This is a genomic window from Streptomyces sp. PH9007 (assembly GCF_059813725.1).
Map to the genome: position 1 here is coordinate 3377009 of NZ_CM187440.1, position 12948 is coordinate 3389956.

The window sequence follows — 12948 nt, forward strand, 5'->3', positions numbered from 1 at the left end:
CGGAGGCGGGGGACCGATCACGGCGGGAGAGGCGGCATGGGCGCAGACGACGCCGCCCGCACGGCCCGCGCCGGTCCGTCGCGGCGGCCCATGCGCGGCCGGGACCCGGGGGAGGCGCACCGCGCCGCGACCCCGCTGGAGCTGCTGTTCGACCTGACCTTCGTGGTCGCCGTCTCCCAGGCCGCCGCCCAGCTCCATCACGCGCTGGCGGAGGGCCGCACCGGATCGGGCCTGTTCGGGTACGCGGCGGTGTTCTTCGCCATCTGGTGGGCCTGGATGAACTTCACCTGGTTCGCCTCCGCCTACGACACCGACGACGTGCCCTACCGGCTGCTGACGCTGCTCCAGATGGCGGGCGTCCTGGTGCTGGCGGCCGGGGTGCCCGGCGCGTTCCAGCACGGCGACTGGGCGCTGGTGGTGGCGGGCTATGTGATCATGCGCGCCGCGATGGTCGCCCAGTGGCTGCGGGCCGCCGCCGCGGATCCGGCCGGCCGCCGGGGCGCGCTGCGGTACGCGGCCGGGGTGGCGCTGGTGCAGGCCGGATGGGTCGCCCGGCTGTGGGTCTCCGGGGGGTGGGCGGCGGTCACGTTCGTCGTTCTGGTGGCGGTCGAACTCGCCGTACCGGCCTGGGCGGAGTTCCGGGGGAGCGTGACGCGCTGGCATCCGGGTCATATCGCCGAGCGGTACGGGCTGTTCACGATCATCGTGCTCGGGGAGGTCATTCTCGGCTCGCTGACGGCCGTCCAGTCGGCCGTCACCGACCGCGGCCTGTCGACCCCCATCCTGCTGATCGCCGTGGGCGGGCTGCTGCTGGTCTTCGCCCTGTGGTGGCTGTACTTCACCGGTCGCGAGGTCCGGCTGACGACCCTGCGCACAGCTCTGACCTGGGGGTACGGGCACTATGTGGTGTTCGCGGCGCTGGCCGCCCTCGGTGCGGGCCTGGAGGCGGCGCTGGATGTCACCGAGCACCACGCCCATCTCTCCGAGCGGTCCGCGGGGCTGACGGTCGCCGTGCCGGTGGCGGTCGTGCTGCTGTTGCTGGGGGCGCTGCACCGGATGACGGGCGCCGCAGCGGTGGGGCTGTGGCCGCTGCTGGCCGGTGCGGCGGCGGTGCTGGTCCTGGGGTTCGGCGCACCGCTGCTGGGCCCTGGCGGTGCGGTGCTGGGCATGGGGGTGGCGGTGGCCGCGACGCTGGCGGCCGGCCTGGTGGCCGGCCGCCGTGCTCCGGCCGGGTGACCGGGGGCCCCGGGCCCCTGCGCTCGGCCGCCCGTCGGCCGCCCGTCAGCCGGCGGTGCGCGTGGCGGTACGGGCCAGGTCCTCCCCGGCCGCTTCGCTCTCCGGTGCCGCGTCCGCCTCGGGGGCCGCGCCCCGCAGCCGCGCTCCCGGGATGAACGCGGCGATCAGCGCGGCCAGCAGCGCCGCCCCGCACGCGATGGCGAAGCCGGTGCGGAACCCGGTCAGCGAGGGCACCTCGACCCCGCCGAAGGTGAGGGTGCTGTTCGCCAGCACCACGCCGATCGCCGCGCCCGCGGTGCTGGTGCCGATCGAGCGCATCAGGCTGTTCAGGCCGTTGGCGGAGGCGGTCTCCGAGACCGGGACGGCGCTCATGATCAGGGTGGGCATCGCCGCGTACGCGATGGCGATGCCGGAGGTGACCACGCAGGAGAAGACGATGACCTGCCACACCTCGTCCATCATCACCAGGCCCAGCGCGTACCCGGCGGCGATGACGACCGAGCCGAGGATCAGCGAGGTCTTGGGCCCCCGGGACTTGGTGATGACGGCCGACAGCGGCGAGAAGAGCATCATCATCAGCCCGCCGGGGGCCATCGCCAGTCCCGCCGCGAGCATGGTCTGGCCGAGCCCGTACCCGGTCTCCCGCGGCAGCTGGAGCAGTTGCGGCGCGATCAGCGACATCGAGTACATGGCGAACCCGATGACCAGCGCGGCGAGGTTGGTGAACAGCACCTGCGGCTTGGCGGTGGTGCGCAGGTCCACCAGCGGGTCGGGGGTGCGCAGCTCGTACCAGCCCCAGGCGAGCAGCACGAGCAGGCCGGCGGCGAAGAGGCCCAGGGTGCTGCCGCTGCTCCAGCCCCAGTCGGCGCCCTTGGAGAGCGCGAGCAGCAGGCAGACCAGGCCGATGCCGATGCCGGCCGAGCCGGCGAAGTCGAAGCGTCCGGGGGAGCGCACCGGCGACTCGGGTACGTAGCGGGCGATCAGGACGAGGGCGAGCGCGGCGAGCGCGGCGGAGGCGTAGAACAGCACGTGCCAGTCGAAGTTCTGGGCCACCAGGGCGGCGGCGGGCAGTCCGAGCGCGCCGCCGATGCCCAGGGAGGCGCTCATCAGGGCCATCGAGGAGGCGACCCGCTCGGGCGGCATGACGTCGCGCATGACGCCGATGCCCAGCGGGATGAGGCCCATGCCGAAGCCCTGGAGGGCCCGTCCGGCGATCATCGGGAGGACCGAGTCGGACAGCGCGCACACCAGCGATCCGGCGATCAGCAGGCCGAGGTTGACGAAGATGATCCGGCGCTTGCCGAACATGTCGCCGAGCCGGCTGGTGGTGGGCATGGCGACGGCGGCGGCCAGGAGGGTGGCGGTGACCACCCAGGAGGCGTTGGCGGCGGTGGTGTCGAGCAGCACGGGCAGCTGGACGAGCAGCGGGATCACCAGGGTCTGCATCAGCGCCGTGACGATGCCGGAGAAGGCGAGGATCACGACGATGACGTTGGCCGACCCCTTGGCGCCGGGGGTGGGTGGCGCGGCGGCGGGCGGCGGCGCGGTGGAGCTGGGCATGGGAAGGCGGCCTCCGGACGGAGTGTGCGGGAGAGGAAGGGAAGGGAGACGCGGGCAGCGGGGCGGAAGGGCTCTCGTCCCCTTCGTGCAGCATACATACGATGTGCATCATGCATATTTCGTTCCGGTGTGGAACGCTCGGCCTTGGGGTTTTCTTTAGGATCCGACCCAGGAGGTAACCAAGGTGGCCCAGTCGCGGGAACGGTTCGAGGGGCTGCAGCGTGAACTGCTGCTCCTGACCCGGTACGAGTTGTCCAGCCGGCAGCGTGACGGCGGCGCCGCCCTGGAGCGCTCGGCCCATCTGCTGCTGACCCGGCTCGCCGCCCAGGGCCCCATGACCATCGCCGAACTCGCCCAGGCCTTCGCCCTGGACACCTCCACCATCAACCGGCAGACCGCCGCCCTGCTCCGGGAGGGCCTGGCCCGCCGGGTGCCCGACCCCGAGGGCGGGATGGCCCGCCGCCTCCAGATGACGGAGGAGGGCGCGCGCCGGCTCGCTGACCGCGAACAGCGCAGCAGGGAGGGCCTGGCCAAGGTGCTCGCCGCATGGGACCCGGAGGACGTACGGGTCCTGGAGGAGTCGCTCACCCGCTTCAACCAGAGCATCGAGGCACGCACCGGACGCTGCTGGCCGCGCCCGGCGGGAGCCGCCGGGCCCGCCGGACCGGCCGGGACCCCGGACAACGCCGCCGGCTGAACAGGCCCGCCGCGCGCCCGCCCGGCCCGGCCGCCTACCTGTCGCGCTCCTCGGCCTCGCGCCGCGCGTCCTCCGCCCGGAAACCGCGCCAGGCGATCCAGGCCACCGTCCCGATGGAGATCGCGAAAACGATCAGGGTGGCAGTCGTCATGGTGCGGCGATCCCTTCGATGGTGCGGGGGTGGGGCCAGGGCGGTACGGGTGGACGCGCGGTCACAGCCAGCCGCGTTCCCGCGCCAGCCGTACGGCCGTGTGCCGGTTCTCGGCGTGCAGCTTGGCCGCCGCAGAGGAGAGGTAATTGCGTACGGTGCCCGGGGCCAGCGCCGCCCGTTCGGCGATCTCGCTGACCGGCGCCCCGTCGGCCGCCAGCTCCAGCAGCTCCGTCTCCCGGGCGGTCAGCGGCGAATCACCCGCGCTGATCGCGTCCGCCGCCAGCTCCGGGTCAATGTAACGGACGCCGCCGTGCACCGTTCGGATGATCTCCGCCAGCCGCTGCGCCGACACCGTCTTCGGCAGGAACCCGCGCACCCCGGCGGACAGCGCCCGCTTCAGATGCCCGGGCCTGCCGTGCCCCGTCACGATCATGGTGGTGCACTCCGGCAGCTCCGTCCGCAGCCTGGCCGCCACCGTCACCCCGTCCGCACCCGGCATCTGGAGGTCGAGCACCGCCACATCCGGCCGGTGCGCCCCCGCCATGGCCAGCGCCTCGGGACCCGAGGCGGCCTCGGCGACCACGACCAGATCGTCCTCCAGCGAGAGCAGCGCGGCCAGCGCACCCCGGATCAGATGCTCGTCGTCCGCCAGCAGCACCCTGATCACGCGCCCACCTCCCGGCCGCCGGCCGGACCCGGCGGCAGTGCCCCGTCCGGCGTCCCGGCCGCCCGCTCCCCGGTGGGCGGCAGGGCCGCACCCGGCTCCTCGCGCCCCGCCGCGTCCGCAACTGAGCCCGTCCGCGACCGCCCCACGGCACCCGCCGGGGAGGGCACCGGCACCGTCGCCGTGAGCCGGAACGAGCCGCCCTTCCGGTCCCCGCCCCCGGCCCCGGCGGCGCCGGGCTCCGCGACCCCGCCCCCGTACGGTCCCGCCGTCAGCGTCCCGCCCAGCGCGCCCAGCCGGCCGCGCAGGCCCCGCAGCCCCGTACCGTCCGACCCACCGGGCGCCGCGCCCGTGCCCCGCACCCCGTCGTTCTCCATCTCCAGCACCGCCACGATCCCGCCCCGCGCCGGCGGCCGCAGCCGGATCACGCACACCGCCGCGTCCGCGTGCCGCAGCACGTTCGTGGTGCCCTCCCGCACCACCCACCCCAGCGCCGACTGGACGGCCACCGGCAGCTCCGTACTGCCCCCGTCCTCGATCCGGCAGCGGATCCCGGCCGCCTCCAGCACGCCGCGCGCCCCCGCCAGCTCCGCCTGGAGATCCGCCTCCCGGTAGCCGCGCACGACCTCGCGCATCTCCTGCTGCGACTCCCGCGCGATCCGCTGGACCTCCGTCATCTGTTCCACCGCCGCCGGCGACCCGCGCCGCGCCAGCTGCGCCGCCAGTTCGCTCTTGAGCGCGATCACCGACAGGTTCCGCCCCAGGACGTCGTGCATGTCCCGGCCGAACCGCAGCCGCTCCTCCGCGACCGCCAGCCGGGCCTCCGTCTCCCGCGCCGCGTCCAGCTTGTTCACCACCCGCAGCGTCCACGCCGTCACCCGGCAGGTGAACGCCATCAGCACCGACAGCCCTCCGGACACGAGCGCCAGCACCAGCGTCAGCTGCGCCGCCATCCCCGCCGCCGTGCCGCCGGCCACCATCGCGCCCACCAGCACCCCCAGGCCCGCCCACAGCTGCCGCTGCGACAGCAGCAGCGAGGCACCGGAGATGCCGAACGCCCACAGCGAGACCAGCGCGCCCACCGTCGTCTCCGGCGCCTGCCCCGCCGCCACCGACACGAACACCAGGCCCAGGATCAGCGCCGTCAGCACCGCCTGCGCGGCCAGCAGCCGCCCCGGCCACACGACGCCGCGCCCCTCGGCCAGGTACCAGCGCAGCCCGACCCGGGTCAGCTGGATGTTGCACAGGCCGTGCAGCAGGATCAGCGTCCCGATCCCGACCGCCGACAGCGGATGGCTGTTCGCGATCCACTGCGGCATGTTCAGCGGCACCGCGACCAGCTCCACACCCGCGAAGGTGTACAGCGTGTACCGCGTGTAGTGATGCACCCGCGCCCGCTGGCTGCTGCCGATCAGCCGGTCCACCCAGCCGCCGCCACCCGGTGCCGCCGTTCCCATGCCGCTTCTCACATCCCTCTCACTGCCGCGGATCCCAGCGGAACCACCGCCGTACAGCAAACACCGACAGACCGGTCCACACCACCGCCAGCAGCAGCGCGAGACGGAGCTCGCCGCCCGTCATCCCGCCCAGCCAGCCGCCGCGCACCAGCTCCACCACCGGCGTCATCGGCAGCGCCCGGAAGACATTGGCCACCCCGTCCGGCAGCCCGTCCAGCGGGACGAAGAGCCCGGAGGCCACCGCCGACAGCATGAAGAACGGCAGGCTGGTGATCTGCGCGCTCTCCACGGTCTTGGTGAACGCCGCCGTGACCGCCGCCAGGCCCACCATCATCACGATCCCCAGCAGCACCCCGACCACCAGCACCACCGGCTGGTCCGGCACCCCCACGTCGAGGAACAGCGCCCCGGAGATCACCAGCAGGGCCACCTGCGCCAGCGCCAGCACCAGCGACGGCAGCGCCGTACCGGTCAGGATCTCGGCGTCCGTCACCTCCCCGGTGCGCAGCCGCTTGAGCACCCGCTCCTCACGCCGCGCCACGTACGCCGTGATGGGGTTGAAGTACGCCACCAGCAGCAGGACGAACCCGATGCCGGCGGTCAGCACCATCTCCCCGACGCTCAGGCTGGTCTGCGTCGACTCCAGGTTGCCGGCCGAGACGTAGGACACCAGCACCATGCCGACCGGCATCGCCAGGCTCATGAACAGCGCCGTGCGGTTGCGCAGCAGCAGCGTCAGCTCGGCCCGCCCCAGCGAGCCCATCCGCCGCAGCGACGCCTTGCTGGGCACCCCCATCAGCAGCCGCCACGTCTCGGTGCTCATCCCCGCGTGCCGTTCGCCGCCACCGCCACCGCCACCGCCGTGCGGCACGTGCCGAGCGTCCTCGGTGCGCTGCTTCATGCTCCCGCCACCTCCAGAAAGACTTCCTCCAGCGAGGCCGAGCGGGCGTCCAGATCCACCAGCTCCACCCCCGCGTCCCGCGCCCACAGCAGCACCTCGGTCAGCGCCCGCTGCAACTCCCGGGTACGGATCTCCACCCGCTGCCCGTCCGCCGCGGCCGGCACCGTCAGCGGCAGCCGCTCGGGCCCCACCCCCGGCGGCAGCGTGAACCGGATCCGGGCCGGCTGCGCCTCCAGGACCTCCCCGGTGGTTCCCGACACGACGATCCGCCCCTCCCGCATGATCGCCAGCCGGTCGGCGAGTACCTCCGCCTCCTCCAGGTAGTGCGTGGTCAGCAGCACCGTGGTCCCCGCGTCGCGCAGCTCGCTCACCAGCTGCCAGGTGCGCTGCCGCGCCTCCGGGTCCAGACCGGTGGTCGGCTCGTCCAGGAACAGCAGCGCGGGCCGCCCCATCAGCGCCATCGCCAGGTCCAGCCGCCGCCGTTCACCGCCGGACAGCTGCTTGACGCGGACATCCGCCCGGTCCGTGAGCCCCACCAGCTCCAGCGCCTCGGGCACCGGACGCGCCCCGGTGACGCAGCCGGCCCACATCCGCGCCGTCTCGGTCACCGTCAGATCGGCCGGGAACCCGCCCTCCTGGAGCATCATCCCGACGTACGGGCGCACCCGGGCCCGCTGCCGGTACGGGTCGTGCCCGAAGACCCGCACCTCGCCGCCGGTCGCCGGGGCGAGCCCCTCCAGCAGCTCCACGGTGGAGGTCTTGCCCGCGCCGTTGGTGCCCAGCAGCGCGTACAGCTCCCCGCGCCGTACCTCGAAGTCCATCCCCCGCACGGCCTCGAAGCCGCCGGGCCCCTCCGGACCGTAGCGGCGGCGCAGTCCGCGCGCCTCGATCACCGTCGTCCCCCACGCATCACCCTTGGTCATGCCTCAAGGGTTCCGCCGCCGGGGCCCGGATCCCACTGCCGACTGTCATGGATCCGTATGACGAATGTCAGATCGGGCGGGGGCACGCGCGCCCCACAACGCCGAAGGGCCCGGTCTGTTGAGACCGGGCCCTTCATCTGAGCGGACGACGAGATTCGAACTCGCGACCCCAACCTTGGCAAGGTTGTGCTCTACCAGCTGAGCTACGTCCGCCTGGTTGCCCCGCCCGGGGCTTCCCGGGTGGTGCGGCACCTACTGTACCCGATCCCCGAGGGGGTCTTGTACCGAGTACTGAGATGCAGAGCGGGTGACAGGAATCGCACACTGCGCTTCCCCCTTGGAAAGGGGGCGTTCTACTACTGAACTACACCCGCATCTCCACCGGCTGGTGCGTATGACGGGCATACGCACCGGAGTGGATAGAGCGGGTGACAGGAATTGCACACTGCGCCTCCCTCTTGGAAAGAGGGTGTTCTACTACTGAACTACACCCGCGCATCCGCCTCGTTCGGGGCTTTTCCGGCCCCGCCCTTCGGCGTGATCCAGACTCTAGCCGATCACCCGGGGTCGTTGGCAAATCGGCCCAACGACCGGATCAGTGCGCCTCGTTGAAGGCGTCGTAGACCTTGCGCGGGATGCGTCCGCGGGCCGGTACGTCGAAGCCGTTGGACTCCGCCCAGGCGCGCACCGCGCGGGGGTCGGGGGCCACCGAGGTGTGGGTGAAGGTCCGGCCCGACTTGGCGCGCTTGCGGCCGGCCGTCACATAGGGGGCGAGGGTGGTGCGGAGTTTCTCCGCGTTCTCCTCGCTGAGGTCGATCTCGTACGTCTTCCCGTCAAGCCCGAAAGCCACCGTTTCCGACGCTTCTCCGCCGTCGATGTCGTCGGAGAGGGTGACCACGACGCGCTGTGCCACGGATATCGGTCCTTTCGGCGGGTGCGTCCCCCGTGCCTGACGGCGACGACGGCGGCGACGGAGCCGGTCCTGGCCGGACCGCGCGCCGGTGTCGCGGGGGCGTTCCCAAGATCGGGAGCAAGGTGCTGTACTGCTGTACGGCGGTGCCGCGTTCGTTATTTGTACATCGGCTGGCTTTTTCTGCGAAGCGCGAAGTCCCGGCGAGTGGGAATTCGGCCGCACGTGTCATGCCGCAATGGGGACCTTACGGTTTTCTCGCCGCTTCTTGCAGGGGTTTCCGTCCCCGATACCTGAACGTGACCGATTCATGCCAGAGGCAGGGCCGTCCGGCGTCAGGTCTACCCGTGTAGATTTGTCCGACAGGTACGCTGATGGGCAGCAGCGTCAGCACCAATCCCACCGGGAGTACCTGTGGCCCGCGTCGTAGTCGACGTCATGCTCAAGCCGGAGATCCTCGACCCCCAGGGCCAGGCCGTGCAACGCGCGCTGCCCCGGCTCGGGTTCGCCGGAATCTCCGATGTCCGCCAGGGCAAGCGCTTCGAGCTGGAGGTGGACGGCCCCGTCGATGAGGCCGCCCTCGCCCGTATCCGCGAGCTCGCCGAGACCTTCCTCGCCAACACGGTGATCGAAGACTTCACCGTGCGCGTGGAAGAGAGCGCGGAAGAGGTCGCGCCGTGAGCACCCGTGTGGGAGTCGTCACCTTCCCCGGCTCGCTGGACGACCGCGACGCGCAGCGCGCGGTCCGGCTCGCCGGCGCCGAGCCGGTCGCCCTGTGGCACCGCGACACCAGCCTGCACCAGGTCGACGCGGTGATTCTGCCGGGCGGCTTCAGTTACGGGGATTATCTGCGCTGCGGTGCGATCGCCCGTTTCTCCCCGGTGATGGAAACCGTCATCGAGCAGGCCAGGGCCGGCCTTCCGGTCCTCGGGATCTGCAACGGCTTCCAGGTGCTGTGCGAATCGCACCTGCTGCCCGGTGCCCTCACCCGTAATGACCACCTGCATTTCATCTGCCGTGATCAGCGGCTGCGCGTCGAGAACGCCGCCACCGCCTGGACCGCCGACTACACGGCCGGCCAGGAGATCACCATCCCGCTGAAGAACGGCGAGGGCGGCTACGTCGCGGACGAGCGCACCCTCGACGAGCTGGAGGCGGAGGGGCGCGTCGTCTTCCGCTACCTGGACGGCAACCCCAACGGCTCGCGCCGCGACATCGCCGGCGTCAGCAACGCCGCCGGCAACGTCGTCGGCCTGATGCCGCACCCCGAGCACGCCGTCGAGTCCCTCACCGGGCCGGGCACCGACGGCCTCGGCTTCTTCACCTCAGTCCTCAAGAAGATGGTCGCCGCCTCATGACGCTCGACACCGTCAAACACGCCGCCGACACCCCGGACACCGAGCTGCCGTGGGCCGAACTCGGCCTCAAGCAGGACGAGTACGAGCGCATCCGCGCGATCCTCGGCCGCCGCCCGACCGGCGCCGAGCTGGCCATGTACTCCGTGATGTGGTCCGAGCACTGCTCGTACAAGTCGAGCAAGGTGCACCTCAAGCAGTTCGGCGAGAAGGCCCCGCACTCCGACGCGCTGCTGGTCGGCATCGGTGAGCAGGCGGGCGTCGTGGACGTCGGCCAGGGCTACGCGGTCACCTTCAAGGTCGAGTCGCACAACCACCCCTCGTACGTCGAGCCCTACCAGGGCGCCGCCACCGGCATCGGCGGCATCGTCCGCGACATCATCGCCATGGGCGCCCGCCCGGTCGCCGTGATGGACCCGCTGCGCTTCGGCGCCGCGGACCACCCGGACACCAAGCGCGTGCTGCCCGGCGTCGTCTCCGGCATCGGCGGGTACGGCAACTGCCTGGGCCTGCCCAACATCGGCGGCGAGATCGTCTTCGACGACTGCTACCAGGGCAACCCGCTGGTCAACGCCCTGTGCGTGGGCGTCATGCGGCACGAGGACATCCACCTCGCCAAGGCGTCCGGCGCCGGCAACAAGGTCATCCTGTACGGCGCCCGCACCGGCGGCGACGGCATCGGCGGCGCCTCCATCCTCGCCTCGGAGACCTTCGAGGACGCGGACGGCAAGCCCGCCAAGCGCCCCGCCGTCCAGGTCGGCGACCCGTTCCAGGAGAAGCTGCTCATCGAGTCCACCCTGGAGCTGTTCGCCCAGGACCTGGTCGTGGGCATCCAGGACCTCGGCGCGGCCGGCCTGTCCTGCGCCACCTCCGAGCTGGCCTCCAACGGCTCCGGCGGCATGCGCGTCGAGCTCGACACGGTCCCGCTGCGCGACTCCTCCCTGTCGCCGGAGGAGATCCTGATGAGCGAGTCCCAGGAGCGCATGTGCGCGGTCGTCGAGCCGGAGAAGGTCGAGCGCTTCCTCGCGGTCTGCGAGAAGTGGGACGTGATCGCCACCGTCATCGGTGAGGTGACGGACGGCGACCGGCTGGAGATCTTCTGGCACGGCGAGCAGATCGTGGACGTGCCGCCGCGTACCGTCGCCCACGAGGGCCCGCTGCTGAACCGCCCGTACGCCCGTCCCGAGTGGCAGGACGCGCTCCAGGCGGACGACGCGGGCGCGCTGCCCAGGCCGGGGACCTCCGAGGAACTGCGCGAGCAGGTCGTGCGGCTGGTCTCCTCACCCAACCAGGCGTCCAAGTCCTGGGTGACGGACCAGTACGACAAGTACGTCCTCGGTAACACGGTGCTGGCCCAGCCGGAGGACGGCGGGATGATCCGGATCGACGAGGAGACCAACCTCGGCGTCGCGATCGCCACCGACGGCAACGGCCGGTACGCGAAGCTCGACCCGTACGCGGGCGCGCAGCTGGCGTTCGCCGAGTCGTACCGCAACGTGGCCGCCACCGGCGCCAAGCCGCTGGCCGTCACCGACTGCCTGAACTTCGGCTCCCCCGAGGACCCGGCCGTGATGTGGCAGTTCGCCGAGGCCACCCGCGGCCTGGCCGACGCCTGCCAGACGCTGGGCACCCCGGTGACCGGCGGCAACGTCTCGCTCTACAACCAGACCGGCGAGCAGGCCATCCACCCGACCCCGGTGGTCGGTGTGCTCGGCGTGATCGACGATGTCACGCGCCGTACCCCGCACGCCTTCGAGGAGGCCGGGCAGCTGATCTACCTGCTCGGTGACACCCGGGCGGAGTTCGGCGGCTCGGCGTGGTCCCAGGTGATCCACAACCACCTGGGCGGTCTGCCGCCGAAGGTGGATCTGGAGCGCGAGCGGCTGCTGGCCGAGGTCCTGATCAACGCCTCCCGCGACGGCATGATCGACGCGGCGCACGATCTGTCGGACGGCGGTCTGGTGCAGGCGGTCACGGAGTCGGCGGTGGCCGGGGGAGTGGGCGCCCGCCTGGTCGTCCCGGACGGCCTGGACGCGTTCACCTTCCTCTTCTCGGAGTCGGCCGGCCGCGCGATCGTGGCCGTGCCGCGCAGCGAGGAGACCCGCTTCACCGACATGTGCGCGGCCCGTGGCCTTCCGGCCGCGCGGGTGGGTGTGGTCGACGGCGAGTCGATCGAGGTGCAGGGCGAGTTCGGCATCCCGCTGGCGGAGCTGCGCGAGGCGCGCGAGGCGACGCTGCCGGCGCTGTTCGGCTGAGCACGGGAGTGTGGGACGGGGCCGGTACGGACGTACCGGCCCCGTCGTGCTGGGTCAGCGCAGGACCAGCTGAACGATCGCGACGGATCCGACCACGACGATGAGCGTCCGCAGCACGGTCTGGCTGAGCCGCCGCCCGACCTTCGCGCCGAGCTGGCCGCCGATCGCGGAGCTGACGGCGAGCAGCGCGACGGTGGTCCAGTGGAAGTCGGCGAGGAAGAGGAAGAAGAGCGCGGCGACGCTGTTGACGATGGCGGCGAGGACGTTCTTCACGGCGTTGAGCCGCTGCATGCTCTCGTCGAGCGTCATGCCCATCAGGGACATGTAGATGATGCCCTGGCCGGCCGCGAAGTAGCCGCCGTAGACGCTGGCGAGCGCGAGCCCGACGGACAGGACCGGCCCGCCGTCGGGGCGGGCGGTGGAGCCGTTGCGTTCGCGGCGCTCGCGCAGTTTCCGGCTGATCCGGGGCTGGAACACCACGAGGATCAGGGCGAGCCCGACCAGGACCGGCACGATCCGTTCGAAGGCGGAGGCCGGCAGCGCCAGCAGCAGCGCGGCGCCGGTGAGACCGCCGACGAGGGCCCCGGCCCCGAACTTGAGGACGCGCGGGCGCTGCCCCCGCAGCTCCCGCCGGTAGCCGATGGCGCCGCTGATGGCGCCGGGGATCAGGCCCATGGCGTTGGACACGGTGGCGGTCACGGGCGGCAGTCCGACCGCCAGCAGTACGGGGAAGGTGAGCAGCGTCCCGGAGCCGACCACGGCGTTGATGGCACCGGCACCGAGGCCGGCGCTGAACACGGCGATCATCTCTCCCAAGGACATGTGCATGTTCGCGATCA

12 protein-coding genes and 3 tRNA genes are annotated in these 12948 nt (G+C 72.2%); 5 read left to right on the forward strand and 10 right to left on the reverse strand.

Annotated features, from left to right (window positions below; genetic code table 11):
- Positions 1 to 36 precede the first annotated feature (36 nt).
- Positions 37 to 1236, forward strand: coding sequence for a low temperature requirement protein A (locus tag ACTFAP_RS15400; protein WP_495681154.1), 1200 nt, complete (start codon positions 37 to 39; stop codon positions 1234 to 1236).
- Positions 1237 to 1281: 45 nt separating this feature from the next.
- Here ACTFAP_RS15400 and ACTFAP_RS15405 read toward each other — a convergent pair whose 3' ends face one another.
- Positions 1282 to 2796, reverse strand: a complete 1515-nt coding sequence (locus tag ACTFAP_RS15405; RefSeq protein ID WP_495681155.1) for an MFS transporter — start codon at positions 2794 to 2796, stop codon at positions 1282 to 1284.
- Positions 2797 to 2980: 184 nt separating this feature from the next.
- Here ACTFAP_RS15405 and ACTFAP_RS15410 point away from each other — a divergent pair, with 184 nt between their 5' ends.
- Positions 2981 to 3493: a MarR family transcriptional regulator gene (locus tag ACTFAP_RS15410; protein ID WP_495681156.1), complete on the forward strand. Its 513-nt coding sequence runs from the start codon at positions 2981 to 2983 to the stop codon at positions 3491 to 3493.
- Between the two features lie 212 nt (positions 3494 to 3705).
- Here the strand turns inward: ACTFAP_RS15410 and ACTFAP_RS15415 are convergent, their stop codons facing one another.
- The 8 genes from ACTFAP_RS15415 to ACTFAP_RS15450 form a co-directional block, all read right to left on the reverse strand.
- Complete coding sequence (locus ACTFAP_RS15415) at positions 3706 to 4311, reverse strand: response regulator transcription factor (protein WP_390116020.1); 606 nt, start codon at positions 4309 to 4311, stop codon at positions 3706 to 3708.
- Positions 4308 to 5765, reverse strand: a complete 1458-nt coding sequence (locus ACTFAP_RS15420) for a sensor histidine kinase (protein WP_500466606.1) — start codon at positions 5763 to 5765, stop codon at positions 4308 to 4310. Before ACTFAP_RS15420 ends, ACTFAP_RS15415 begins: the two co-directional genes overlap by 4 nt.
- A gap of 19 nt (positions 5766 to 5784) precedes the next feature.
- Positions 5785 to 6666, reverse strand: coding sequence for an ABC transporter permease (locus ACTFAP_RS15425; RefSeq protein WP_500466607.1), 882 nt, complete (start codon positions 6664 to 6666; stop codon positions 5785 to 5787).
- Positions 6663 to 7589, reverse strand: coding sequence for an ATP-binding cassette domain-containing protein (locus ACTFAP_RS15430; RefSeq protein ID WP_495681159.1), 927 nt, complete (start codon positions 7587 to 7589; stop codon positions 6663 to 6665). Before ACTFAP_RS15430 ends, ACTFAP_RS15425 begins: the two co-directional genes overlap by 4 nt.
- 140 nt (positions 7590 to 7729) lie before the next feature.
- Positions 7730 to 7802, reverse strand: a tRNA-Gly gene (locus tag ACTFAP_RS15435).
- Between the two features lie 89 nt (positions 7803 to 7891).
- A tRNA-Gly gene (locus ACTFAP_RS15440) sits at positions 7892 to 7963 on the reverse strand.
- A gap of 49 nt (positions 7964 to 8012) precedes the next feature.
- Positions 8013 to 8084 (reverse strand) — tRNA-Gly (locus ACTFAP_RS15445).
- Positions 8085 to 8184: 100 nt separating this feature from the next.
- On the reverse strand, positions 8185 to 8502 hold the full coding sequence (locus ACTFAP_RS15450) for a histone-like nucleoid-structuring protein Lsr2 (RefSeq protein WP_453854414.1): 318 nt from the start codon (positions 8500 to 8502) through the stop codon (positions 8185 to 8187).
- Positions 8503 to 8913: 411 nt separating this feature from the next.
- On the opposite strand from ACTFAP_RS15450, the gene purS reads away from it, so the two are divergent.
- From purS to purL, 3 genes are read left to right on the forward strand one after another with little or no spacing between them, the layout of a single operon-like run.
- The gene (gene purS / locus ACTFAP_RS15455; RefSeq protein WP_030733160.1) at positions 8914 to 9180 is read left to right on the forward strand and encodes a phosphoribosylformylglycinamidine synthase subunit PurS; all 267 of its coding nucleotides are present in this window, start codon (positions 8914 to 8916) and stop codon (positions 9178 to 9180) included.
- Positions 9177 to 9857: a phosphoribosylformylglycinamidine synthase subunit PurQ gene (gene purQ, locus ACTFAP_RS15460; RefSeq protein ID WP_200365722.1), complete on the forward strand. Its 681-nt coding sequence runs from the start codon at positions 9177 to 9179 to the stop codon at positions 9855 to 9857. The genes purS and purQ overlap by 4 nt, the downstream gene beginning before the upstream one ends.
- Positions 9854 to 12109, forward strand: a complete 2256-nt coding sequence (gene purL / locus ACTFAP_RS15465; RefSeq protein ID WP_432745304.1) for a phosphoribosylformylglycinamidine synthase subunit PurL — start codon at positions 9854 to 9856, stop codon at positions 12107 to 12109. The genes purQ and purL overlap by 4 nt, the downstream gene beginning before the upstream one ends.
- Before the next feature lie 54 nt (positions 12110 to 12163).
- Here the strand turns inward: purL and ACTFAP_RS15470 are convergent, their stop codons facing one another.
- Entirely contained in the window at positions 12164 to 12931 is a 768-nt protein-coding gene (locus ACTFAP_RS15470; RefSeq protein ID WP_495684953.1) for a TSUP family transporter, read from the reverse strand.
- Positions 12932 to 12948 lie beyond the last annotated feature (17 nt).